The organism is Shewanella sp. MR-4, assembly GCF_000014685.1.
In the GTDB taxonomy this organism is placed as follows: domain Bacteria; phylum Pseudomonadota; class Gammaproteobacteria; order Enterobacterales; family Shewanellaceae; genus Shewanella.
In genome coordinates, this window is sequence record NC_008321.1 from 1,686,606 (window position 1) to 1,712,317 (window position 25,712).

Below are 25,712 nucleotides of genomic sequence, written 5' to 3' on the forward strand. Positions count from 1 at the left end.
CGTTTTTTTACCACAAATAAATTGCTTGTTAGCAAATTTACGGGCATTAATGCCGAAAATTAGCAATAGATCAGGTTTTTGTTACCAGGATAGAGGTAATTTAACCAATATGTTTACTCAAGTGACCTAAGGTATGCGGACTCGCGTACACATTCATTTGAATCGGTTCCTAGTCGGCCTGTGAGTCAGTTTTCGATTGCAGATCCCTACTAAAAATTGATCGACACGGAAGTGAAGGGCGCTATAACACCATAATACAGCCGCACCTTAAGCGCATTTGAGTATTAACTTCCGTGAAAACAATACAAAGGGGTCATCATGGAAAATCGTTGGCAAGTCGCTATTTCGGCGGGGCTATTAGCTGCTGTCTGGTGTGGTATCGCAGATGCCTTTCATCTCGTTACTTGGATTGGCTTTTTAGGTTGTAGCACCTTCTTTGCTCAGCCGAAGGCTGGTTTTCAAGGCGTGATGATGGCGTGGTGCACCAATCTCTCCGGTGTGTTTTGGGCTTGGCTCATTATCAGCGGTAGCAGTTTCTTCGTATCGCCTGTGGCGGGTTATCTGTTTACGGGTATCGCGACCTCGGCAATGTGCCTGCAGGCCAGTTATCAAAAATTAAGCTTTATTCCCGGTGCCTTTATTGGCTGTTGTATTACCTTTGCCATGGCAGGGGATGTCGCCAATATTGTGCCATCCTTAGTGTTGGGCGCCCTGTTAGGTTTTTGCATGAGTTTGTTGACGGCGCAGTTAGTCACCCTTCGCCAAAAATGGTCAGCATCAACAGGTTCTGAAATCGCCAGTGCCGATTAAATTCATCATTTCTTAATGTGCAGATGATGCCTGTGCGCTAAAAAAAGTGATGGAATATATGAGCTATAATGCTGATTTAGTACCCGATAGCCTTTAGGTCTTAGGAAATATCAAGATGAAACAAATCCAGTTTCGCACCATTGATGCCATATTGATCAAATTCAGTCTCAACGGAAAGTTTTGGGTTGTCTGCTCTATGGTGGCGCTGATCACCGCCGCCGTTGCACTCGTCAATTACCAACATGCCCACCGCAACCTCGAAGCCGCCTCTTTGGCTCGGGTGCAGGCGACGGTCGATGCCTTTGCTCAAGTCGCGAATGCACAGCAGTTGACAGGGGATACGTTGTCACAGTTTGCCCGTGACAATGGTTTAAGTGTTGTCAGTCGCCAAACTGAGGCACAGCGCCAAAGAGATAATGTGACCGCCAGTGCCAGCGTAGGATCCAGCGGCGCACTCGAGCTGTCGCAAAATGTTGCTCAATGGGAAAGCGAGGGGCGCAGCGATGCCAACTTAATGTTTTGGCTCGCGTTAATCGGTTTATTGCCCTTATTCCAACTCAGCTACTGGATTTCAACCTCCCTCGGTGGTGGCCTGTGGGATATGTACATGGCCATCAAACGCTTAGCCGATGGTGACTTAAGTTTCAGATTAAACTTTTTCGGCACCGATGACTTCAGTTTAATCGCCCGCGAAATTGACCGCTGCGCCGATAACATGAGTGAAATGGTAAGTGCTATCCGCAGCAATGCCCAGACGCTCTCCCTCGCCGCCGACGAGTTTAATCAGCAGGCCAAAAGCAGTGGCGAGTTAATTGGTGCCCAGCATCAATTTTTAGACTCTGTGGCCGTTGCCATGGCGCAGATGACCTCGGCGATTGAAGAAGTATCGGTCAATGCCAGTAATACCTCGCTCCAGACCAAAGATAACGCCAGCCAAATGAGTGCCAGCCAAGGGCGTATTAGCCACACGGTGGATAGTATTGGGCAACTCTCAACCAAGATTGGCGCGGCATTTTCATCGGTAGAACAGTTATCTAAGGATGCGGCGGGTATCGATGCCGTGGTGACGACCATCAACAGTATTTCTGAGCAGACCAATTTGCTGGCGCTGAATGCGGCCATCGAAGCAGCCCGTGCGGGTGAGCAAGGTCGCGGTTTTGCGGTGGTTGCCGATGAAGTGCGTACCTTAGCGGGACGTACTCAACAAGCCACTGTCGAGATCCAAGCGATGATCGAAGGATTGCAATCGGGCACTCGTCAGTTATCCAATATCACTACCGAGATTGTGGATCGCGCCGATGAAGGTCGCAGCGCCATTATTGCCGTGGGCGACGATGTCGAGGGGATGGCGCAATCGGTTAATGCCGTATTCGATATGAGCAGCCAGATTGCTGCATCGGCGGAAGAGCAGAGCGTTGCCGCCCGTGATATCGCTGGCCAGCTCAATGAGATCCGCCATCAATCCGATACCATTAAACAAACGGCGCAGCGCAGTGTCACCCTAGCGCATGATTTGCAACATGCCTCGGTTGAACTCGAAGGGATCCTTAAACAGTACCGCACTAGCTAATCTTACCTTCAATGTGGGCATTGCCAGTTTTCAGTGTGGGTAGTTGAGCAATAACACCCGATACTGAGTCTCATACAAAGCATTAGCGTATCATCTGAAAATGGCGGAAATCGTAGATTTCCGCCATTTCATTTTCGAAATACCTCAAAGCAGATAACTGAGTTGCATAGCAGTAATTGTCACTATTTCCCCAATATCACGCTCTCCTTTTATTACTAAAATATCCCTATTTTAGAGGGGTACTGGTGCAACAATGCCAATCTTAACTAACCCTTTTGCTGCTCGTTTAGCTAAAAAGCTTTTGCGTCATAATAAGTCGGCCGAATCGGATATTGCGATATATACATTGCCACTGTTTCCCCTGTGACACGACGCCTCTGTATTAACATGAAGTATCCCTATAGACTCGACGACGGCATCTGCAACACATGGAAGTGTAAATGCCGCGTTCACATGGCCTATGATGTTTCCGACATCATAGTGGCATTTCCCATATCCCTATGGGTCAGATGTGAAAGAGCGGCTATGCCGCCAACGATCACTGTTGTAACAATGGCAATTTTAATGACCATTGAACTGTTCATCTGGCTAAAAGCTTTTGCCCCAAAACGAGATAAGTTCGTCGTCAGGTGTGTAGGATGAATTGTCATTGTTTCCCCAGTGACACGCCGTGAATATGTCCCTATAGGCTCGACGGCGACATCCATGTCGCCAACGGTCACTGTTGCAACAATGGCAATTTTGACGACCATGGCATTGTTCATTTGGCAAAAAAGCTAATTGCCCCTTTCCGCGCTTCGGTTCGTTAGGTCAACCGAAAATTCCCGCACCTGCTGCCATACATATTCTTATCTATTTGCCTATGTTTGGCCTTACCAGAAATCGGCTAATAATGTATAGGTATGGCTCTTCTCTGAACATGGTGGAATAGGTATAGTTCTAGCCAAATTCCTCTTAAATTTCAGTGATGAGTGAAGCTGCTTTATATCAACAAATCTTGGGGCTAAAGGCACCTTGGGTCGTATCCAGTGTTCAACTCGATGAACCACGTCAGAGCATAATTGTTACCATCGCCTACGCTTCTCAAGCAGGCTTTAAATGCCCTATATGCCACAATGCGAGTCGCCATTACGATTCCCGTTTCCGAAAATGGCGTCACTTGGATACCTGCCAGTATCAAACGCTCATTCAAGCTAACGTGCCACGAGTACACTGTACCTCACACGGTTATCAAACCCTCCAAGTCCCATGGGCCAGTGGCAGCAGTCGTTACACTGAATTGTTTGAGATGCGTGTATTAACCTTGCTTGCGATGAGTTCTCTTAATGCCGTCAGTCGGTTCTTTAAACTGAGCTGGGGAGCCATGGATAGGATTATGGCGCGCGCTGTTTATCGTGGACTGGCAAAACGCAAACTGATTAATACCGATTATTTATTGGTCGATGAAACCGCTCTTAAAAAGGGGCATGAATATGTCACGCTGCTCTCTAATCATGAAGGACAAGTTTTAGCGGTTTCAGAGGGACGTTCAGCTGCAAGTTTTGATGCCTGCCTAAAACAGCTGCCTGCAGATGCATTACGTCAAACTCAGTCTATCTGTATGGATATGAGCCCTACTTACATTAAAGCAGCAAAGAAAGCGCTGCCCAATGCAGAGAGGAAAATCGCATTTGATCACTTCCATGTAGCCAAGATGCTAACGGAGGCGGTTAACCGGATCCGCAAAGACGAGTTATTCAGGTTGGCGCCGTCAATGCGGCAAGAGGCACATCGCACACGTTTTTACTGGTTAAAGCGACGAGATAATCTCAGCGAACCCGACCGAGAGAGGGTCAATAGACTCATCCCGGCAATGATGAATACGGCTCTTGCATGGTATTTTAAAGAGCAGGCTCGGAACATCTGGCATGGCAATAGTGTTCGAGGAACAAAGCAGCGATGGAAAGATTGGATAGCTTTAGCTAAAGCCAGCGGTCTCAAACCCTTAATGGCAGTGGCAGATACAATCGAGAACAAACTCTGGGGCATACTTAATGCCATGCGCTTTGGTCTATCAAACGGTTTGGCAGAAGCAATCAATAGCCAAGTTAGACAGCTCAGAGTAAAGGCTATGGGGTATCGAAATTCAGAGCGATTTCAACGTGCCATCCTCTTTCACTTTGGAAAGCTGGATATGGGGTTCCACCAATAACAACGAAGAGCCATAGGTATACAGTCGTATTTAAATTTAGGTATTTTTGTATGATTTTCAGACAAAATCAGTGCACACTTATTCCATCCGAAATAAATAAAACTCTATAAAATCAGGTGAATATAGTAACTGAATTTTAGTTAATAGGTTTGGAAAACGCGCATGCGCGTTTTTCCAGATGGAGTATTTAGCAAAATGCTGATAAGTTCATTACATACAAATAGTTAACTGTGCGCGTTTTCACAGGTCCAATGAGCTAAACGCGCATGCGCACGAATAAAATGTTAGCTTTCTCAGTAGTGAAACAAGGAATTATACAAATATTATGCTTGATAAAATCTTTAAATATACAGGACTCAGGCTTGAATTTTTCGACAACATGCTAATGCGAGCGAGCCAGAAGTATGCATTGAATGATCCTTTTGAACTTAGACCGAGTCATAGAAAAAGTAATAAAGCATTTGCTGATGAATATTACTTTGATTATGCAGTAGTTTCTTTATCTGAGACGAATAATAACTTATTGATGTGGTCTCATTATGCTGACCAACACAAAGGAATGGTTATTGAATTTGACATGACTCAGCCGTTATTCGATTCATATAAAACTTATAAAGCAACCATGCCGGACCCTGACGAGGAGTATGACTGCGTTGATATTATAGATGAAGAAGAAACAAAAAAGCGTGAGGCAATTAAATCAGGGCAAATACAAAGAGTGAGATACAACTCAATGCGCCCGAGTATATATAATTTTGATAATGTACTTGAGCACTTTTTGGTTAAGAGTGAAGAGTGGATCTATGAGAAAGAACATCGTGTGATATTGCCATTAATTACAGCAGACAAAATCATAGTTCACGAAAAATACTTACCTAAAATTGAGTTTACCCTTTACGATAGCAGCGAGCTTAATAAGGTTCCATTAGATAATAATATGTACCTAATCAATCTTAAAGAGGTTACTGAGCGAGATGGAAATCGATTTTTGAGTGGTTGGTATAGTTCTACTACTCCAGAGGAAGACCTTAAGTATGGTTTCATTGAGTCGACATATTTGGAGTATTTAAGAGAGATCTCAGAGGACCCAAGTACAATCTTCCTCTACCAAGTGCCACCTAAAGCAATAAAATCAATTTTTCTTGGTTGTAGAGTCAGTTGTGAAGATAGAAATGCTGTCATGGAGAAAATTCGGACGTCTGACTCTTTGAATCACATAGAAATATTTCAAGCTACTCCTAGTAATGAAAGATTCGAGCTTGAATTTAAAAAGCTAACAAAAGCTTAAAGACGGATTCACAACGCGTGGCATTTTTATTATGCGTTGATTTTAGTGATTACGGAGTAATGCAGGTACTTCACATTGCGTTGCTCACCACTTAAGCTGGCGTTATGGCCTTAGGAGATTTTGGTGTCTTCAGACAAAATTATAGATCATAAAATACTATCTCTTGATGAATGGCTTTCGTTCATTTCAGTACCCAGAAATGAACGAAACTTTCAAATTCTAGATTGCCAATTTGCTACTGACTCACATCGTGAAGAATACATTTCCAACATACAAAGTAGATCACTAGAGGAGGTGAACTACTTAATATCACAGTTTCTTATTGAGGGAGGCAGTTTAGGTTATGATCGGTTTCTTCTAGATTGGTTGTTGAGTCACCCCCGCGAAAAATTTGAGGCTATGATTGAAAAGAGTAGGTTTTTGAAGAGGCTATTAGTTCAAAGTGATGATGTACATACATGGCCAGATATAACATGGGTGCTAGACCTACTTCCACACTACCCACAAGAAGCAATACAAGCTATAGAATCATATTTTCAGGCTCATTGTCAGTTTTTTCCTGACGGAAGAATATTCGGTTTGGGTGATGCGCAAGCGTTAATTCGCGCGAAATACATGAATCACGCGCTACCAGCATGTGAATCTGTACTAAGTCTATCACCCAGAGACTTTGAATTGCTTGTGGGCTACTTGTACCAAAAGAAAGGATATGGTGTGGTTATCACGCCTAGGGTAAAGGATGGAGGGTATGATGTAGAAGCTGAAATTGCTAATGAGCGAGGAACTGAGCGGCTTCATATCGAATGTAAACGATATCAACAAAAAATTGGGGTTGCTATAGCTCGACAAGTGCTGGGAACTTTAAGTGTAAGCAATGCCACCAAGGCGGTAATCGTTTCAAGCTCATATTTCACAAAGCCAGCTTTGGATGAGGCTAGGCGATCAAAGAGACTTGAGCTAATAAGCATCAAGAATTTTGATGAAGAAATGAGAAAGTATTGTAGTTATAACTGGGTGGTATACATTGATAGGTATATCATGGAAATAAAAAATAGCCATAACAAACATTGCAGCGGACAAGCCGCTGAATGCAGCGTTAACCCATAGATATTTTTATCTGAAGCAAACGCGTTTGAGTTAAGGCTTAATTCGTAAATGTCCCCAAAGCATGCTGCTACGTATTTCTTTAAAGCAAACAGGCTTCGCCGATGCTAAACAGGTGAGCCATGGTGATTAGCGAGACGACCGTCCGCCCCATGGCCGCTCTTTGGCATCCATGCCATCAAGGCATTCGTGAATCCATTACATCTGACGGGGCGGGCCTGTATCCAAGGATGGACTTGAACAACATCCCTGTTTAAATGCCTGTTTGCCATCTGATAGGCTGGACGCCTGAATGTCGTGCAATGCAAGGACGCATGAGAACGACCATGGCTCTCGTTTATAAGCTTAGAACCCCTATGTGTCTATTCACCGTGTCGTCTAATGAATATCATGGCTCGCCTATGAAGCCTGCACTTAACGTACTCACTTTTAAACAAAAACATCGGCCTAGGCCGATGTTTTTTATATCGATTAAAGTAGTCACTCAAGCGAGTTAGGCTTCTTTAAAGGTGCTCCAAATTGGTGCGTGATCTGAGGGTTTATCGATGCCGCGCAGATCGTAATCGACGTCGGATTCGACTAAACGCGCTGCCAGTGACGGCGTGGCTAAGATCACATCGATGCGTAGGCCGCGGTTATCATCGAAGCCTTTGCTGCGGTAATCGAACCATGAATAACGCTCGCTGCGGTCGGGGTGTAGTTGACGGAAGGTGTCCACCAATCCCCAATCTTGCAGGGTCTTGAGCCATTCACGCTCTTCGGGTTGGAAACTGCATTTACCGGTTTTTAGCCAACGTTTGCGGTTGACTTCACCAATGCCGATATCTAAATCGATGGGCGAAATATTGATATCACCAATGATGGCTATATCTTCATCGTTGCTATGATTTGCGTGCAAATGCGCCATTAAGTCCTGATAAAACTTACGTTTAGCAGGGTACTTTGTCGGATGGTCGATGCTTTCGCCCTGAGGAAAATAACCATTCAACACAGTTAACGGACGGCCATTTGCCTGAGCAAAGGTGCCGATAATCATGCGGCGCTGCGCATCTTCTCCATCGGTTGCAAAACCCTTTTGCACCTTAATTGGGGCGACTTTGGAGAGCATGGCTACGCCATAGTGTGCCTTGCCGCCGTGGTAATGCACGTGATAGCCCATGGCCTCGACTTCGGCGAGCGGGAAGGCTTCATCGTGCACTTTGGTTTCTTGCAGGCCGATAATATCGGGCTGATGGCTGTCGATTAACGCTTGCAATTGATGCAGGCGAGAACGCAATCCATTGATATTGAAAGAAACGATTTTCATTAAGGGAGAACTCGTTTGAAGGGTTTTACCACAACGCTTTGATATACGCCCGCAGCGAAGTAAGGATCGGCATCTGCCCAGGCTTGAGCCGTGGCTAACGAATCGAAATCCGCCACCACTAACGAGCCACTAAAACCCGCATCGCCTGGGTTTTCGCTATCGATAGCAGGGTGTGGACCCGCAACCAGCAAGCGACCTTCATCGGCCAGTTCCTGTAAGCGTGCTAAATGCGCAGGACGCGCCGCTAAACGTTTTTCTAAGCTGTTCTCAACATCTTGAGCTGAAATCATATACCACATTATTTGAGTTCCTTGCGTTGATCTTCGGGAAGATGTTTATAAAGGTAAAAGACGGTGATAACGGTATTAATCAGGGTTAAGGCGGTGAGGCCAAACACTTTAAAGTTCACCCAAGTTTCTAACGGCAGTTTAAAGGCGACATAGATATTGACTAGGCCACAGATGGCAAAAAAGCTTACCCAGTACCAAGTTACGTGTGCCCAAATCTTATCGGCTACCTTCATCTCTTTACCCAACATGGACTTTAAAATCGACTTGTTGAGTAGCTGGCTCACGCCTAGGGCTAGGGCAAATAAAGCATAAATAATAGTGACTTTCCACTTGATAAAGGCATCGTCATGGAACACTAAGGTGAGGGTGCCAAACACTGTCACCATAGCGAAAGTAATAAGGTGCATCTTCTCCAATTTTTTGTACAGCGCATAGGTCACGACTAATTGCAGTGCAGTGGCTGCGATTAAGGCGCCACTGGCGATATAAATATCGAAAAATTTATAGACGGCAAAAAAGATAATGAGGGGCAGAAAATCAAGCAGTTGTTTCATAAATAATCGTGTTAAGAAGACGTGGGCTTGAGTGTAGCACGGGGGGCTAGAGGGAAAAAGCCGTGAAAGGTGACCGATTACTAACTGTTGCATGAAAGCGGCGGCAAGGGCTGTTGCAATCCATGTTGCCCTTACAACTAAGTGGGCCGTGACCGATAAGGCTAAGCTTGTGCGGCACGTTTGGCTTGGGCGCGCGTGGCTAACGGGCAATCGGCGCAGCGATGACTGTTGGCGAGTTGATACCTTAAGCAACACACGCGGCGAATATTGTCCGCGTCAGCTGCTGAGGCGGGCAGCAGATTAATGCTGTTGTAGAGTGGATTATCTTCGCCATCGTCAAAGGATTTAGTGTTAAACAGCTGCGTCTTAAGCTGTTCAAATTCAATTTCTGGCAATGCCATTTCGCCTAAATACCAGTGAATAAGGTAGCCTAAATGGCTCCAATACAACTTTGCGGGGGTTGGGCTTAAACCGATTAATCGCTCAACGCTAGGGATTAGATGGCTTTGAATCCACTGAATAAGTTGTCGCTCGCGGGGTGGCGTTAAGACAGTGGTTTTAACTATGCCAGCTTTTACTATAGCGGCTTTATCCCGAGGAGTGGGAGTTAGTTGAAACTCAAAACCTGCGACTCTGCCTGAATCGTGGGGCCGAAGATAAAAATGCTCAGGCGCTATATCAATCAGCTCAATCTGCTCAATGGTGCTCGCGAGTGAGTGCGGCGCGCTAATAATCCATTCCAACATGGGCGGGACTAACAGACCGAAATACCACTGTCCCCAGAGCGAGTGCAGGGCTTTGGAATTATGGCTATGGCTGAGCAATATCTGCTCGGGAATATTTTCTAACGTGATGAAAGATGAGGTTTTCCCCAAAGGTGGATAGGCCTTGGCAAAATCCAGTAAAAGCTGCTGATAAACGGCTGGCTGACTCCAAGTATCAAAACTGAGTCCTTGGGGCTTGGTGGTTGCCACAAAGTGCTGGGCATAAAATGGGGCGCGCAGCGCCAGTCGTTGATTAAACGCTTTGGCGACTTGAGTTAAATCCGCAGGGCTTAGCGCTGTTAAGTCGGTTGTTTGCGCGCCGCCCGTAGTGTTTAAACTTTGCGAGCATTTGCTATGGCAGTGCTTGGTATGATCAGGTTGGGTTCCTCTGGAAAGCTTGGCTAAGCTCGGTACCGTTTCCCTTTGGCGCGCCATAATCACTCCTTAGGCTTGAATTGATTAAACTGCGGTGAGTCTACTCACCGCAGCTTTCATTGATGAACAGCTGGTTATCGTCAGTCCGTTAGAAGCGATAATCTACATTCACGCTCACGCTGCGCGGGGTACCATATTGGTACTGACTAAATTGCCCCACTTGGCTGTAGTAGGTTTTATCTAAGGCGTTGTGCACATTGGCGCTTAGCTTTAGCTGCTCGGTAAAGGCATAACTTGCCATCAAGCTGGCCAATGCATAGGAGTCTTGCTCAACCTCGACTCTGCCTAAGGGCGAGTTGACGGTTTGATAGACTCGGCTTTGCCAATTAACCCCAGCGCCAAGCTGCAACTTGTTCCAATTGCCGCTAAAGGTATAAGTGGTAAAGAGTTTTAGCTGCTGGCGAGGTGATGAGGTGTTGATGCGATTGCCCTTAGGATCATCGGTGCTGAATTGGGTGTAGCCGAAGTAGATATTCCAGTCATCGGTGATTTTGCCTGTGGATTCAAACTCAAAGCCTTGGGTCTTAGTGCCGTTAACCTCTCGATACACAGGGATAGTGGTGCCTGGCAATACATCTCCGGTGCGTTCACCAACATTGTCTTGGCGAATTTCAAATACCGACAACGACATATCTAAGCTTTCATCCATTAAGCTGGCTTTAATGCCCGCCTCGTAGTTTTTGCCTTTGACGGGGTCGATGTAACTTGCATCGATGCGCTGCAAGGTTTGCGGCGCAAAAATATCCGTATAACTGGCGTAGAGGGAGTATTGCTCACCGAGCGCGTAGGTCAGGCCAAAATAGGTGGTGAGTTCATTGTCGACCTTAAAGTCATACATGCTGCCAAAGTTATCTTGGTCGGTTTGCCACTGGTTAAGGCGCAGGCCCGCGAGCAATGCCAAGGCATCGGTCAGATTGAGCTGCGTGGCCACATAGGCGGCGCTTTGCTCGGTTTCGCCGAAGGAGCCCGTGGTGTGAGTCTCTTTCCACTGAGGTTTTGGATACTGGAAGTTGGGATCGCGAAAATCTCCCAAGGGCGGCACGGCGGCCGTAGGATAATAGTAAGGGTTGGCAAACTCTTGGCGCTGACCCGTCCAGCCAAAGGTCAGCTGATGTTCTTGGCCAAACAGGGCAAACATTCCCTGCGCCCGTAAGTCGAGGTTATGTTGGGTACGACTTCCATCGACATAGGCGATTGAGCCTGCGGTGGCACCAAGATTAGTCACGGGGTCAGGGTAACCTGTAGCCCACAGCACATTATATTTCAGCGAGTTATCGCCATAGCTGTAGGTGCCTTTCAGCTCCCAACCGTTATCAAAACGATGTTCAAGGCTGGCGAAGGTATTGAGTCCTTGGGTATGCGCCGAGGCCCAATCGGGGGCGGTGGAAGTGGCGCGATCGTAATTTGTTCGGCTGCCATCACTGTGGAACAGCGGCAGCCCGCCGGACATAGTCGCTTCGGGCGTGGTGTCTTGATAATCTACGCCTAAGGTCAGCAGTGTGCTGTCGGTAATATCGGTTTCAAAAATGCCATAGAGGGTGGTGCGTTGTTGCTCGTATCTGTCTTGGAAGGATTCTTTATCCTGATAGGCGGCGACAACCCGGCCACGAATGCTGCCACTGTCATTTAAACCGCTGGATAAATCGACCATACCGCGCAGATTGTTCCATGAGCCGACACTCACAGAGGTGCTGCCCATAAATTCTTGCGTTGGGCGTTTACGAATAAGGTTAATCGCGGCCGAAGGGTTACCCGCACCTGTCATTAACCCTGTGGCGCCACGGACAATTTCCACGCGCTCGTAGATGGCGGTATCGATAAGGTTATCGCCGTAGTTAAAACGGGTGTCATAGGTGGTAGGCACGCCATCGTAAAGAATGCTAGTGACCGCAATTCCGCGCGAGCTGATGCTGTATCTGTCGTTGTCCATTGGCCGAGCATTGATGCCAGCCACGCTGGTCATGGCTTCGATGACGCTGTTGAGTTGTTGGTCATGCATCATTTGGCTGGTAACAGAGGTGACGGATTGCGGCGTCTCTAAATAGGACAAATCTAGACCCGTTGCCGTGTTCATCGCCTGAGTTTTGTAGCGATTATCATGGAGATCCTTAGCGCCAACGACATTAATGATTTCAATGTCTTTGGTGGATTTTTTCTGGGTATCGCTGGCATCGGCATAAGCATAGGGCATGCTGAGTATGGCACTGCAGAGAATAAGCTCAGGGCGTGTGATGGCGAGTTGGCAGTGCGCCGTGAGACGGTTGAGGGGGAAGGTTTTCATAATAATGATCTTAAATTCCATTTAGGCTGTTTGATTGACTAGGTTGTTTTTGGGCACAGACGCGTGCCCAGAGTGGGCGTAAGGCCCACTCAAGGTTAAAAGTGATTTAGGATTTGGGTTTAAGCTTCTGATTTCCAAAGGCATGGCTTTGCCTAAAGGCGGCCAGCGGATTATCTATTCCGCCCGCAAACCGCAGATTTTTTTCCCTGTCGGCAAGGTCAATCATCTGCTGGTTGTTATTGAGCTGAATGCGATTCAGGCAAGTGCGGACGAAGCTGTCTTTAAAGAGATCGTATTGTGCAAATTTGTCTGCCAACTGCGGATGCTGCGCTTGATAGTCACGCACATTGTCTGCCACAAGCTCCCAAAATTGCGCTTCGCTGACCTCGGTTTGCTTATCCAGAATTGGCGCTAAGTAACGGAAAATACAGTCAAAAATATCGAGCAAGATATAGTTGAGCTTCATCTCTTCCTCAAGCTCGACCGCAAGGCGCTGCACTTCTTGCGGCAGTGGTTCGCTGCCGTTGAGTACAGCGACTTCTTCGCCGATATCCTTCATCAATATTTTGACCGGGATGCCGGCATCGAGCACCAAAATCAGGTTCTCGCCATGGGGCATAAACACCAGATCGTAGGCAAAGAAGGCGTGCAGTAATGGCGATAAGTAGAGGTTGAGATAGCGCTTGACCCACTCCTTGGCGCTTAAGCCCGAGTGCTTGATTAAGGCGGCAAGCAGGGCTTGCTCCTGATGATCGACGTGTAATAGTGCCGCCATGGTCATCAGGGTTTGCTGCGGCTCAATGTGCGGCAGCGGACTCTCGCGCCACAGCGCCGACAGCATTTTCTTATAGGCGCTATCTTGGGTAAGTGCCTCTTCGTAATACCTGTGGTGATAACCAATCGCGGCAATTTCTTTTAGGATCACAAAACCTTGTTCGGCAAAATAGCTGTCGCTTTCGATAAGATCGGCCACCCAAGCGTTGATCTGCGGGGTGCAGCTCATATACAGCGGCGAAAGCCCACGCATAAAGCCCATGTTTAAGATAGAAAGCGCGGTTTTGACGTAGCATTTTTGCGGCGCGCTTAAGTTAAAGAAGGTGCGGATCGATTGTTGAACTTGATAGCAATCTTGGCTTTCGCCGAGATAAATGATGTCGCCGCGGGCGATTTCGCCGGCAAAGGTACGGGCAATTTTTTCGCGCCACTGCCAAGGATGAACGGGCATAAAATAAAAGCTATCGGCCGCTTGCCCCAGTGCGCTTAAGTGTTGTTGAAACTTGGTGAACTGTTCGCCAAGCTCCTGTTTTAACAAGCTATCATGGTCTAATCCTTCGAGGGAGGAGAAGGTGGTTTTGTCCTTACGCACCGCAATCCACACTAGCTGAAGCGCGCTGGCACTCTCGGGGGCAAATTGGTCATAGTCCTGCATATCAAAACCAATACGGCCATTGTTGGCGATAAACACCGGATGCCCCTCGGTCATGCCCGCCTCAATCGTTTGATAATCGGCCTTAGCGAGTGTAGTGGCGGGGATAGCTTGATGGGCCAACTTGTAGGCCTTGCTGTAGAGGGTGCTGGTGATTTCTTCAAGGTAAGTGGGCAACAGAGTTTCACTCATGCCCAAGGCATCTTTCAGTTTGATAATCAAACTCATGGCATCGAGTGGCTTGTCTTGGCCCGCGCTGCTGACTCGAATCGACCCTGCTTCTATCTCAAGGTGGTCGAGCTGATAATGGCGCGCGCTGAAGTAATAGGTGCAGTCCTTGAGCCTCAGTTCATAGTGATTGATGCCTGCCGCTTGGCGGTATATCTGTGGGCTGATGATCTTCTCATGGGTAAATTCGCAGAGGATTTTCTTCACTAAATGGCGATTGGCCGCCTGCCAATATTCCGGCATTAAGTGGGCGGGGACGTGCGGGTGGGCTGCGGCCTCCAGCGTGGGGAATTCGGCTTGAGTGAATGGCTTGAGTAATGCGCGGTTAGTGGCTAAGTTCATCGGTTTACCTGTAAAATGATAGGGTTAACAGCGGTTGCGTGGGTCGCATGAGTTGTTTGAGTTGCATGAGTTGCTAGGGATGCAGTGCGCTGCATAAAAGGTGTGCTGGTCTTTTGCGCTAATTGGCGACTCTCTGCGCTACAAATGCCGAGGAATGCGGCTTTACTGCGCAGTTGAATGGCTTTTTGGTAGCGGATCCCAATTTGGCTATTTAAGCGGTGGATCTTGTGATTCTGCTGATCTGGCTCGACCACCATTCGTTTAAAGGCGAGCGTGTCGAGAATAAGCTCGGCAATAGCCTGCATCACTTGGCCAGACAAGCCATGAACGGGTTTGCCCTCAAGTGGCGCGAGGATGAGGTGCATGCCGCAATCGAGCCGCTCCACGGCGTAATGTTCACCCACTTCATCGTGGGCGGGATCGTATAACTCCACCATAAACAGCGGTTTGGCTTGCCATTCACCGATCAGCGCGAGCTTGTGCTCGCTTGGCGCCATCGCTCGAGCAAGTGCATCGAGACTCATCCCCTGCATCCCCCAAAAGCGGGCATAGTCTTGGTTAAACCAGCGCTGCAGCATAGACAGGTGTTGCGGGAGATTGAGTGGTTTAAACACAAACTCATCAATCACAATGGGCTTTGAGAGTGAGGCCGCACAGTGGCGACTCCATTGGCTGGCCATTACTGCGCCTCCTTGTTCGGCGCCATCAAGACCGACACACTGCCGCCCGAAGGACTTATCCGCAGTGCTGCCTGTGGCTCACAATTACTATTTTGTGTAGGTTGCGCCGCCGAAGATAGTGGCTTGCTTGGTATGGCTTTTGTTGCCGAATAGGTGCTGCTGGTGGGCTGGCTTTGCCGCGCGTGGATCTTAGTTGGATCAAAGGTTTGGAAGGCGATACTGTCTTCAATCGAATAGGGCGCGTAACCTAAAACCGCTTGCAGAATCGTCGCATTGCGATAGCAGCCCATGCCCAGATCCGGTGAGCTGATGCCATGGGTATGCAGGCCCGCATTTTGGATAAAAATATCGCCTCTGACATCGATGCCATAATCCCGTTGAATGGCGAGTTGGCCGCGATCATCAAATTCAATTTGTGATTTAATGCCTTGAATAAATTCGGGTAAACGATATTGATAGCCAGTGCCTAAGACGACGGCGCCCGTCTGTTGCTCGAGGGCATATTCCTGTTCGAGGTGGTTGAATTTGAGTGTCAGCGTGTCCCCCGAGGTCTCTATCTTATCGAGCGCCACGTTGGTCAGCAGTTGGCATTGGATATCGCTGACTAAACGTTTTTGGTAAAGCAGGTCATAAATATCGTTGATTAACTCGGCATTGATCCCCTTGTAGAGAGATTTTTGATTCGCAATCAGGCGACTGCGTTTTTCTGGCGACAGTTCGTGGAAGTAATCCACATAATCTGGCGAAGTCATTTCTAGGGTGAGTTTGGTGTATTCCAGCGGATAAAAGCGTGGCGAACGGGTCATCCAATTTAATTGATAACCATAGGTATCAATATCTTGCAGAAGATCGTAAAAGATTTCCGCGGCGCTTTGACCACTGCCGATCACGGTAATGGCGCTTTGGCTCTGCAGGTAGGTTTTTTGCTGCATATAGCTGGCGCTATGCATCACACGGGGATCGTGTAGCGGGCAATTGTCTGGCACATAGGGCGTGGTGCCCGTGCCGAGCACCAGTTTGCGGCACAAATAGGTTTGGGGCTGGCCGCTGCGTCTATCCACACCCGTAACATGGTAGATACCTTCTCCGGCGTTGTAATCGAGTTGGGTGACCTTAAAACCGAATCTCAGGTTGGAGAGTTGTTTGCTAACCCATTGACAATACTGGTTATACTCATTCCGTGGCAGGAAAAAGTTTTCACGGATATAAAAGGGATACAACCTGCCAGTTTGCTTGGCAAAATTGAGGTAACTATAGCGGCTGGTGGGATCGGCCATGGTCACTAAGTCGGACATAAACGGTGTTTGTAGCCGAGAGGCGCTGAGCAGCATACCTGGATGCCAATCAAACTCGGTTTTGGCATCTAAAAACAAACAGCTAAAGTCATCGATAGGTTCACTCAGGGCGGCCAATCCGAGATTGAATGGACCTATGCCGATACCGAGTAGATCGAAAATCCTGCGATCATTTTCCTTTTTTGGGGTAGTCACTTACGCCTCCTTAAGTTCCAGTTGCCAACCGAAACTGTGGTTGTCATCATCGGCTGATGGGCAAGTTGGAGTGTTCTCTCTGCCTCAGCCGAGTGAGTCATTCCCTTATCTTGCGGATCAGGATCGGTTCCATGTGTTGCGCATAAGCTGAGGATGAGTGCATCAGCGCAACGGCGAATAAATTAGCATTCGAAAAATTACAAATGCAAACCATTCTCATTTGATGATTGTCGGAGGTGTCGTACTTTTGACTGGGAAATAAAGGGCTGAAATATGGTTTGCTAGTAAGGGAGCTGCCGTAGCATAAAATGAGTAAAACATGTTCTTAAGAATGTTTTTTAAAAATATTCAAAGCAAAAACAGTGAATTACATTTAAGTTAACGTCGGATTTATTTCGGGCTGCCAGCATTGCAGGACGCAGGTTTAAGCAACGAAAGTGTGAGTCAATCTTGAGTGTAAATCGACTGTAAATCCGAGTCATTGACTGGGTTATTAGGCGGAATTTAGGGCAACGCGGAGAGGGAAGGCATAAAAGCCATTTGGGAAAATGGCTTTAAACGCGAAGATGAACCTAAGGTAATTGCACAAAGGCGGCGGTTAACTTTCGAACTAAGGGTAATACCATCAGTAAGGTTGGGAAGGCCACTGCCCATGAAATCCCCCACGCACTCAGCCAAAGCTCAACAAATTGCGCCGATGCACCGACACCGTTGAAGGTACTGATCCCTGATACTATGCAGCTCATTAAAATCGAAAGAAAAAATGGCATCACAACCGTAGCGTATTTAGCGGGCAGCTTAGGCGTACCAAAGAGCGTGCGGGGCTTGGGAGTCGGGACTGAGTTTACGCTAGACATTAAAACCTCAATAGGTGGTGCTTTTGCAAAAGCTGTTAGGTCAGCAGATTAGGTGAAAGCATTTTTTGGCGAAAGACGTTAGGGATTGCGCTGTAGGCATTGAGCTTATCAAACCTTAAGCACAATCGGTTCGCCATTTTAGGGGCAAAATCCCCTAAAAGCCATTTGCACTTAGCCTCGATTGAGTTTCTGGCCATTGCTCTGGAAAGCCTGCGCGAAAACGGGAGCACTGCGTTAATATTGAGTCCAGCCTTAATCTTGCCAGTTAGTCACCCATAATTCCCCGGTGACATTAACCCAATGACCACGGGAAATCGGAGAGGTGCCCAGTTCGTTATCGAAGGGAAGGGGGAGGCTCGATTGCAGTAAATACACAGTATCATCGGGCGTTTGGGTGATCTCAACGATTTGCCCGGATGCCTCAAAGTGACAATTATGTTTAGGGAATTGCAGACTCTGGCGGTGTTCAATGATGTCGGTCTGTAGGTTTGCCTTGGCTAAGCGGCCGAAGAGTTCAACCTTAACCCACTGATTCAACGGAAAACGTTGTTTAGCCTGTTGATCGCTACCCTGATAATAAAACCATACTGGGGCGCCATTATCGCATTGGGCGGCGACTTCACCTTGAAAACCACAGCCCCAAGGCGTGACGTCGAGAATATAGATTTGATACTGCATAAAAAGTCCATTTACCATAACAAAACTGCCGATGTTACCGGCGTTATATTAACATCTCTTTCGCTAAGACATGAGACTCAGCGCCAAATATAAGCCTTGGGTTTGACAGTTTTAAGATGCAGTTGGTTCTCTGCTCGACATGGTTTTTGCCTTGGTACTTAATACCATAAAAAAGGCCAAATCCGCAGATTTGGCCCTGAATGATTGTATCACTCCGATGAGGCGATTAGGTTGCCGCTTTCATTGCGCGGGTAAATTCGCCCAAGGTGGACAGCAGTTTTGCTTCATCCTGTTGATGAGCTTCGATAATTTTAACCACGGCCGAGCCAGAAATTGCACCCGCGGCGCCCGCTTGAATGGCGGCGCTCACTTGAGCCGGCTCGGCAATCCCAAAGCCTAATAGCGGTGGCGGCGCATTAAATGCTTGCAGCTTAGCTAAAATTTCTTCAACGGGCGTTCCTGCCTTAGTGTCTGTGCCTGTTACACCGGCGCGGGACAATAGATAGGTATAGCCTTCGCCACTTTGGCTCACTTTTTCAAGGGTGTCGCTATCGGCATTGGGCGGCGCGATAAAAATCGGCGCGATACCGTGGGCCTTAGCGGCTTGAATAAATGGCGCAGCTTCTTCCACTGGCACATCGGCGATAAGTACTGAGTCCACGCCCGCTTGCTGCGCTTTGGCATAAAAAGCATCGATGCCATTGGCGAATACGAGGTTCGCGTACAGTAATAACCCGATTGGCAGCTCTGGGTATTTCGCGCGAATTTGCGCTAATAAGTTGAAGCACTGTGTGGGCGTCGTACCCGCGGCGAGGGCTCTGAGGTTCGCGCCTTGGATCACAGGGCCGTCTGCCAGCGGATCGGAGAAGGGAAAGCCTAATTCCAGTGCATCGGCACCATTTTGCACTAAGGTGTCGATAATTTTCAGTGACAGCTCAGGGCTTGGATCGCCCAAAGTAACAAAGGGCACAAAGGCGCCGCGGCCTTCGGCTTTTAAACGGCTAAAAGCGGCGTGATAACGTCCAGCTTGATGAGGGATAGTTTGGGTTGCAGTGTTGCTCATCGTTGTTATTCCTCTTTACCGTTTAAAATGTCTGACACAGTGAAAATATCCTTATCGCCTCGGCCCGAGAGGTTAACGACCAAAATGGTTTCTTTGGTACACTCTTTCGCTAGGCGCAGGGCGTAAGCGAGGGCGTGGGCCGATTCGAGCGCGGGGATAATCCCTTCGCTGCGAGCCAATAGTTGGAAAGCTTCTAGGGCTTCATCATCGGTGGCCGATTCGTAGCGCGCACGGCCTATCGCGTTCAAATGGGCGTGTTGTGGGCCGACGGATGGGAAGTCAAGGCCCGCCGAAATTGAATAGGACTCTTCGATTTGGCCTTCACTGTCCTGCATCAAGGGCGCCTTCATACCAAAGAAAATCCCGGTTTTGCCATGTTTGAGTGGCGCGCCGTGCATATGGGTATCAATGCCTTTACCTGCGGGTTCGACCCCAATCAGCTCGACACTGGTTTCATCAATAAAGTCGGCAAACATACCAATGGCATTAGAGCCACCGCCGACACAGGCGATCACCGCATCGGGCAGACGACCTTCGCGCTCTAGCATTTGCTTCTTGGTTTCTTCACCGATCATACGTTGGAACTCACGCACTATGGTCGGGAAGGGATGCGGCCCTGCGGCTGTGCCTAAGAGATAGTGGGCTTTTTCATAGCTGCCTGACCAGTCGCGCATCGCCTCGTTACAGGCATCTTTTAAGGTGGCCGAGCCTGAGGTGACAGGAATGACTTCTGCGCCCATCAAACGCATTCTAAATACGTTAGGTGATTGGCGGGCAACGTCTTTCGCGCCCATATACACTTTGCATTTTAATCCCAGCAGCGCACAGGCAAGGGCGGTGGCAACACCGTGCTGGCCAGCGCCGGTTTCGGCAATAATTTCCTTTTTACCCATACGTTTAGCCAGTAATGCTTGGCCTAATACTTGGTTGGTTTTATGGGCGCCGCCGTGGAGTAAATCTTCCCGCTTGAGGTAGATTTTTACCATAGGGTTAGGGCTTAAATTGCGGGTTAGTGTCAGTGCCGTTGGGCGACCCGCGTAGTTTTTTAGCAGGTCGGTAAACTCGGCTTGAAAGGATTCATCGGCCTGCGCTTCGACAAAGGCGTTTTCGAGTTGCTTGAGGGCGGGGACTAAAATCTGCGGCACATACATACCGCCGTATTCGCCGAAATAAGGGTTAAGCTTTAACTGTGACATACCTTGTTCCTTATCCTATTCATTTGTTTCGATGACGGTTTAGGTTAACGCCATCGAGTTTCAATTCTTGCTAGCCTGTACTTTGCACAGGTTTTTATAAAAGTGGGTCTAGAGTCGTAATTGACTAAATGCCGCTTGGATTTTCTCTGCCGACTTAATGCCGGGTGCGGTTTCGAGGCCAGAGTTAAAATCTAAACCGTAAAATCCTTGGGCATTGGCACGGGCAGCATTGTCAGCATTGAGGCCACCCGCGAGCATGGCCTCGGCTTTATGGGCAATAGGTAGTTGCCAATCAAAGGCTTGCCCAGTACCACCAAAACCTGCGTCATTCTTGCTATCAAAAAGATAACGCTGCACTCCTCTTGGCATAGCAGCAAGTTCGCTGCTTTGAGCATCGACACTGACCGCCTTCCAAATTTGGGTGTTCAGTCCGGCCTGTTGCAGTAATTGGCTTAGCTCGGCAATTTCCAGCTCAGTCTCGCTGCCGTGCAGTTGCAGCGCGGCTAAGCCACATTCTTGGGCGATACTCGCCATGAACTCAGGCGTGCTATTAACAAACACCCCGACAAACTCAATGGCGGGCAAATTAGCGGCGCGGTATTGCTGTACTAATTGTTTGGCGGCATCTTTAGTGAGCGCGCGTGGCGATTTTTCAGCAAAAATCAGCCCAGCATACACGGCGCCCGCAGTGGCCGCCGCTTGAATATCTTCAAGGCGGGTGAGGCCGCAGACTTTATTGTGACCGAAGATCAATTTACGACAGGCTAAATCAATGTTTTCTTCGGCCATAATCGAGCTCCCGACCAAGAAGCCATCGACTAACGGACTTAAGCGGCGTACTTGTTCGTTAGTGTAAATGCCCGATTCGCTGATCACTACGCGATCGCTGCCGATGTGCGGCGCAAGGGCTTCTGTGGTGGCTAAATCGGTACTTAAATCTCGTAAGTTGCGGTTATTAATGCCAATAATAGGTGCATTTAAGACGATGGCGCGTTTCAGTTCTTCTTCATTGCTGACTTCGGTCAGCACATCGAGTTGATACTTGGCCGCCTCGTTGGCAAGTTGCTGATATCGCTCATCATCGAGCACAGAAAGCATCAACAGAATCGCATCGGCGCCCTGATGAGCCGCTAATTTGATTTGATACTCATCAACAAAAAAGTCTTTACACAGAATCGGTTGACTCACTTTGGCCCGCACTTTCGGGATATAGTCCATGTCCCCTTGGAAAAATTGCTCATCGGTTAATACCGAAATCCCCGCAGCATATTGGGTATAAATAGAAGCGATGGCTTCGACATCAAAGTCTTTACGGATTAAGCCTTTGGATGGACTGGCTTTCTTGCACTCTAAAATATAACCCGCCTTCGGGGCTTTTAAGGCGGCAAATAGACTACGGTCCGAAATCTTGGGGGTTAAGCTGTCTTCAGGAAAACGCAACTTAAGGGCGGCGATATGGGCGGCCTTAGTATCGACGATACGGGTTAAAACGTTGGCTTTTGCTGTGCTGGTTTGCATGCTACCCCTTACATCCTGCGATGCTTGATTATCTTCCGAGCGATGCGCGTCGGGTTGTTGAATCTGTGCCATGGTCATTATTCCTGTGCCTCGCTGCTGACTTTAGCGAGTTGATTCAGTAATTCAAAGGCTTTGCCGCTTTTTATGGTGTTGAGCGCAAGGGCGGTGCCGGCTTTGACTGAGTCCGATAGGCCACACAGATATAAGGCACAACCGGCATTGATGGCAACCGCATGGGTGTGGGCATCGCTGCCTTGTCCTTGCAAAATAGATTGCGTGATTTGGGCGTTTTGTGCAGGTTCGCCCCCTTCAAGCTCACTCATTTGGGCCTGCGGCACACCAAAATCCGCAGGCGTTAATTGATATTCAATAATCTCACCATCTTTGAGTTCGGCGACCTGTGTACTGCCATGGAGCGCCACTTCATCTAAACCACTGCCGTGCACCACCATGGCTCTTTGCGTGCCAAGGGCTTGCAGTACGCGGGCGATGGGCGTCACCAGCTCTGGGCTATAGACCCCAAGCAGCATAAATTCTGGGCGTGCAGGGTTAATCAATGGCCCTAACACATTGAATATGGTGCGAGTTTTCAGCGCTTGGCGCACGGGCACCGCATGTTTGACACCGCCATGGTAGTGGGGCGCAAACAGGAAACACAGATTGAGTGATTCGAGGCAGCGGCTCGCCAGCTCGGGTGACATGGTTAAATCAATGCCAAATTGGGCGAGTAAATCCGAAGAGCCCGATTTGCTTGATACGGAGCGATTACCGTGTTTCGCCACTTTTGCACCAGCGGCTGCGGCGACAAAGGCAGCTGTGGTGGAGATATTAATGGTATTAAAACCATCGCCACCCGTGCCGACGATATCGATAATCCCTTCAGTCCGCATAGATGAGGGATAAGGGAAAGGCTTTGCCGCGGCGCGCATCGCATCGGCGGCGCCACTGATTTCGGCAATGGTTTCACCGCGAATTTTAAGGGCCATTAACATGCCTGCCATCACGGCTTCATTCATTTCACCTTGAATAAGGGTGCTAAAGAGACTGGCGGTTTGCTCGCGCGTTAATGCCTTACCCTGAAACAAGATATCGAGCAGGGGCTGAATCGATGTTGCGCTCATTATTGTGCTCCTGCGGTATTGTGGGTGATGTCTTGAGTCAAAAAGCGTAGGGTTTGGGTTAACAAGGTGCTGCCCAAGGTGGTTAAGATGGATTCTGGATGAAACTGAAAACCAACCGCCCTGTGCTCGGCGTGCAAAATCGCCATTGGCATCTCTTCTGTGGTGGCAATGACTTCAAGACAATCGGGGACTTTTGTCGCCACTAAGCTGTGATAACGGGCGACAGGTAAGGGCGAAGACAAGTTAGCAAACACACCTGTACCATTATGGAAGGTGGGGCTGGCTTTACCGTGCACCACAAAAGGCGCGCGCTCCACTTTACCGCCGTAATATTCCACCATGGCTTGATGACCTAGACAGATCCCAAGCATAGGCACTTTGCCCGCGACTTTGTCAATGAGCGCCATCATGGAACCCGCTTCATGGGGCGCACCTGGGCCTGGCGATAAGACTAAGGCGCTAGGCTCGGTTTCCGCTAACAGCTTGTCGGCAATATAGTCGGCGGCAACATCATTACGGTAGATCACCACTTCACAGCCAAGGCTTCTAAATTGGTCGACTAAGTTGTAGGTAAAGGAGTCGAAGTTATCGAGTAAATAGAGTTTCATCTTAGGCTCCTTATCTTGGTTGTTCAGTCGTCGTAGTCGCAGTTGCTTGATGGCTTTTATCTAAGCCAGCGCCCATCTTGATGGCAGAAATCACCGCCTGCGCCTTTTGGCGCGTTTCATCGGCTTCACTCTGGGGATCGGAATCAAACACTACGCCAGCACCCGCTTGGATATGGGCCACGCCGTTTTTCACAAAGGCGGAGCGGATAACAATACAGGTGTCCATATCCCCAAGGGCGTTGAGGTAACCCACTGCGCCACCATAGCTGCCTCGGCGGGTCTTTTCTGCCTGACGTACGAGTTGCGAGGCGCGCACTTTCGGGGCGCCAACTAGCGTGCCCATATTCATGCAGGCTTGGTAGGCGTGGAGTGCATCTAAGTCTTGGCGTAGTTGACCTGTGACGCGGCTGACTAAGTGCATCACGTGGGAATAACGGTCGACTTTAAGTAACTCGGCCACTTTGCGACTGCCGCTTTGGCTGATTCGGGCAATATCGTTACGGGCTAAATCGACCAACATTAAGTGTTCGGAAAGCTCTTTTTTATCCAAACGCAATTCGAGTTCGATACGGCTATCGAGGTCGAAATCAATCTCGCCGCTGGCGGTTTTGCCGCGCTTACGGGTGCCTGCAATCGGGTAGACTTCGACTTGATTGTTGCTGGCTTCATATTTCAGCGCGCTCTCGGGCGAGGCGCCCAAAAGGGTGAAGTCATGGCCCCTGAAATAAAACATATAGGGGCTGGGGTTGGTTAATCGCAGCGCGCGGTAAGCGCCTAAGGTATTGGGGCAGGGCAGGCTAAAGCTGCGTGAAGGCACGACTTGGAAGATGTCGCCGGCAATAATGTGTTCTTTCAAATCGATAACAGTTTGCTTGAAGTCCTCATCACTGACATTCACTTGCTCTGTGGCCGTTATGCCAACGAGGGCGGGTGCAGGTGTTGCACTCTTGGCTAAGGCTTCACATTGGGCGCGGATATTCTCTGCTCGCTCGGCTAAGGCTTGGGTCACAACGGAATGCTTTTCTGTGCCTTCACTGAAGTGGTGGGTGATTAGCTCGGCGTGCTTTTGCTTGTGATCGATAAGAATTAAGGTTTCGGCGAGATAAAATAAATAATCAGGACAATCATTTGCACCATTTGGTGCTTCAGGCAGTGGCTCGACGGTATCAATCAAATCGTAGGCGAGCACGCCACCTAAAAATAAGTCTTCGAATGCTGGCTTGGATTGGCTGTCAGTATGAGCGCCGCAGTCGATATGCTTTACAAACAAGCGCAAACCATCGAGGGGTGAGGTGGATTTTAAGCGCGCATCTTCATCCTTAAGCTCGGTATCCTTTTGCAGCGTGACCACTAAGTTGTGGCCATCGCGTTGGCATAGAGTTTGGCTTGCGCGAGCAGTAAAAAATTGCTCGATGGGGGAGAGTAAACTGATGCCATTGTCACTCAGTGCGCTAAAGCGTAAACGATAACCGTCGCAGCGGATCATCAGCGCCGCATGGGTCATCACCATGCTCTTAAGATTTTCCTTGCTGTCGATTTCCGCCGATTCTAACAACATGGTATGGGGCGCATCTTGAGTGATGTGCTGGTACAGACGCAGTGGGTCGCTATGGTATGCCAGCGCAGCCTTGAGCGTATGTGAACGTGCGAATGTCTGTTGAGACGAGGCAACATTTTCGCCATCAACTTGGTTAACCTGATTAAATGTCTTTAGGGTCATGCTTATCTCGCTTTTTATCCGTTTACCGCGTTGCAGACATTTTTCGCACCAACAAAAAAGCCCGCATTTCTGCGGGCTTTTTTGTTGATTCTGTTACTTTCAAATGAGCACAGAGCTTCACACCACCCGCTAAGTTGGGAAGTGCCACCACCAAATGATGTTGAAAGAAGCGTTAATCTGAGTCATTCAAAA

22 protein-coding genes and 1 other annotated feature are annotated in these 25,712 nt (G+C 48.5%); of the genes, 5 read left to right on the forward strand and 17 right to left on the reverse strand.

Annotation, left to right across the window (positions count from 1 at the left end):
• The first annotated feature begins 318 nt into the window (after positions 1-318).
• Both SHEWMR4_RS07600 and SHEWMR4_RS07605 read left to right on the forward strand, forming a co-directional pair.
• Positions 319-810, forward strand: coding sequence for a DUF1097 domain-containing protein (locus tag SHEWMR4_RS07600; protein ID WP_011622224.1), 492 nt, complete (start codon positions 319-321; stop codon positions 808-810).
• Positions 811-925: 115 nt separating this feature from the next.
• Positions 926-2,380 (forward strand): methyl-accepting chemotaxis protein, encoded by a 1,455-nt coding sequence (locus SHEWMR4_RS07605; protein ID WP_011622225.1) that lies wholly within the window; start codon positions 926-928, stop codon positions 2,378-2,380.
• A 458-nt stretch (positions 2,381-2,838) separates the two neighbouring features.
• Here SHEWMR4_RS07605 and SHEWMR4_RS07610 read toward each other — a convergent pair whose 3' ends face one another.
• On the reverse strand, positions 2,839-3,132 hold the full coding sequence (locus SHEWMR4_RS07610) for a hypothetical protein (protein ID WP_227499233.1): 294 nt from the start codon (positions 3,130-3,132) through the stop codon (positions 2,839-2,841).
• A 215-nt stretch (positions 3,133-3,347) separates the two neighbouring features.
• On the opposite strand from SHEWMR4_RS07610, the gene SHEWMR4_RS07615 reads away from it, so the two are divergent.
• The 3 genes from SHEWMR4_RS07615 to SHEWMR4_RS07625 all read left to right on the forward strand — a co-directional run bounded on the left by SHEWMR4_RS07615 (position 3,348) and on the right by SHEWMR4_RS07625 (position 6,966).
• On the forward strand, positions 3,348-4,571 hold the full coding sequence (locus SHEWMR4_RS07615; protein WP_011622227.1) for an ISL3-like element ISShes3 family transposase: 1,224 nt from the start codon (positions 3,348-3,350) through the stop codon (positions 4,569-4,571).
• A 325-nt stretch (positions 4,572-4,896) separates the two neighbouring features.
• Positions 4,897-5,859, forward strand: a complete 963-nt coding sequence (locus SHEWMR4_RS07620) for a DUF2971 domain-containing protein (RefSeq protein WP_011622228.1) — start codon at positions 4,897-4,899, stop codon at positions 5,857-5,859.
• 123 nt (positions 5,860-5,982) lie between these two features.
• Positions 5,983-6,966, forward strand: coding sequence for a restriction endonuclease (locus tag SHEWMR4_RS07625; protein ID WP_157037025.1), 984 nt, complete (start codon positions 5,983-5,985; stop codon positions 6,964-6,966).
• Between the two features lie 490 nt (positions 6,967-7,456).
• On the opposite strand, the gene xthA is transcribed toward SHEWMR4_RS07625, so the two are convergent.
• The 16 genes from xthA to SHEWMR4_RS07705 all read right to left on the reverse strand — a co-directional run bounded on the left by xthA (position 7,457) and on the right by SHEWMR4_RS07705 (position 25,520).
• The gene (gene xthA, locus SHEWMR4_RS07630) at positions 7,457-8,269 is read right to left on the reverse strand and encodes an exodeoxyribonuclease III (RefSeq protein WP_011622230.1); all 813 of its coding nucleotides are present in this window, start codon (positions 8,267-8,269) and stop codon (positions 7,457-7,459) included.
• A complete protein-coding gene (locus tag SHEWMR4_RS07635; RefSeq protein WP_011072939.1) occupies positions 8,269-8,568 on the reverse strand; it encodes a YciI family protein in 300 nt (99 codons plus the stop codon). The genes xthA and SHEWMR4_RS07635 overlap by 1 nt, the downstream gene beginning before the upstream one ends.
• A complete protein-coding gene (locus SHEWMR4_RS07640; RefSeq protein ID WP_011622231.1) occupies positions 8,568-9,113 on the reverse strand; it encodes a septation protein A in 546 nt (181 codons plus the stop codon). The genes SHEWMR4_RS07635 and SHEWMR4_RS07640 overlap by 1 nt, the downstream gene beginning before the upstream one ends.
• A 161-nt stretch (positions 9,114-9,274) precedes the next feature.
• Entirely contained in the window at positions 9,275-10,312 is a 1,038-nt protein-coding gene (gene fhuF, locus SHEWMR4_RS07645) for a siderophore-iron reductase FhuF (protein WP_011622232.1), read from the reverse strand.
• Positions 10,313-10,400: 88 nt separating this feature from the next.
• A complete protein-coding gene (locus tag SHEWMR4_RS07650; protein ID WP_011622233.1) occupies positions 10,401-12,614 on the reverse strand; it encodes a TonB-dependent siderophore receptor in 2,214 nt (737 codons plus the stop codon).
• Between the two features lie 85 nt (positions 12,615-12,699).
• Positions 12,700-14,589 carry an IucA/IucC family protein gene (locus tag SHEWMR4_RS07655; RefSeq protein ID WP_011622234.1) on the reverse strand — a complete coding sequence of 630 codons (1,890 nt, stop codon included), beginning with the start codon at positions 14,587-14,589 and terminating at the stop codon, positions 12,700-12,702.
• Positions 14,586-15,269 (reverse strand): GNAT family N-acetyltransferase, encoded by a 684-nt coding sequence (locus SHEWMR4_RS07660; protein ID WP_011622235.1) that lies wholly within the window; start codon positions 15,267-15,269, stop codon positions 14,586-14,588. The genes SHEWMR4_RS07655 and SHEWMR4_RS07660 overlap by 4 nt, the downstream gene beginning before the upstream one ends.
• Positions 15,269-16,759, reverse strand: coding sequence for a lysine N(6)-hydroxylase/L-ornithine N(5)-oxygenase family protein (locus SHEWMR4_RS07665; protein WP_011622236.1), 1,491 nt, complete (start codon positions 16,757-16,759; stop codon positions 15,269-15,271). Before SHEWMR4_RS07665 ends, SHEWMR4_RS07660 begins: the two co-directional genes overlap by 1 nt.
• 572 nt (positions 16,760-17,331) lie before the next feature.
• Positions 17,332-17,616: a DUF2798 domain-containing protein gene (locus tag SHEWMR4_RS07670; protein WP_011622237.1), complete on the reverse strand. Its 285-nt coding sequence runs from the start codon at positions 17,614-17,616 to the stop codon at positions 17,332-17,334.
• Between the two features lie 252 nt (positions 17,617-17,868).
• A complete protein-coding gene (locus SHEWMR4_RS07675) occupies positions 17,869-18,294 on the reverse strand; it encodes a hypothetical protein (RefSeq protein ID WP_041408741.1) in 426 nt (141 codons plus the stop codon).
• A gap of 226 nt (positions 18,295-18,520) precedes the next feature.
• On the reverse strand, positions 18,521-19,357 hold the full coding sequence (trpA, locus tag SHEWMR4_RS07680) for a tryptophan synthase subunit alpha (RefSeq protein WP_011622239.1): 837 nt from the start codon (positions 19,355-19,357) through the stop codon (positions 18,521-18,523).
• Between the two features lie 5 nt (positions 19,358-19,362).
• Positions 19,363-20,553: a tryptophan synthase subunit beta gene (gene trpB / locus SHEWMR4_RS07685; protein WP_011622240.1), complete on the reverse strand. Its 1,191-nt coding sequence runs from the start codon at positions 20,551-20,553 to the stop codon at positions 19,363-19,365.
• A 108-nt stretch (positions 20,554-20,661) separates the two neighbouring features.
• Complete coding sequence (gene trpCF, locus SHEWMR4_RS07690) at positions 20,662-22,071, reverse strand: bifunctional indole-3-glycerol-phosphate synthase TrpC/phosphoribosylanthranilate isomerase TrpF (protein WP_227499248.1); 1,410 nt, start codon at positions 22,069-22,071, stop codon at positions 20,662-20,664.
• 77 nt (positions 22,072-22,148) lie between these two features.
• Complete coding sequence (trpD, locus tag SHEWMR4_RS07695) at positions 22,149-23,192, reverse strand: anthranilate phosphoribosyltransferase (RefSeq protein WP_011622242.1); 1,044 nt, start codon at positions 23,190-23,192, stop codon at positions 22,149-22,151.
• A complete protein-coding gene (locus SHEWMR4_RS07700; RefSeq protein WP_011622243.1) occupies positions 23,192-23,800 on the reverse strand; it encodes an aminodeoxychorismate/anthranilate synthase component II in 609 nt (202 codons plus the stop codon). Before SHEWMR4_RS07700 ends, trpD begins: the two co-directional genes overlap by 1 nt.
• A gap of 10 nt (positions 23,801-23,810) precedes the next feature.
• Positions 23,811-25,520 (reverse strand): anthranilate synthase component 1, encoded by a 1,710-nt coding sequence (locus tag SHEWMR4_RS07705; RefSeq protein WP_011622244.1) that lies wholly within the window; start codon positions 25,518-25,520, stop codon positions 23,811-23,813.
• A gap of 51 nt (positions 25,521-25,571) precedes the next feature.
• Positions 25,572-25,679, reverse strand: a sequence feature (Trp leader region).
• Positions 25,680-25,712 lie beyond the last annotated feature (33 nt).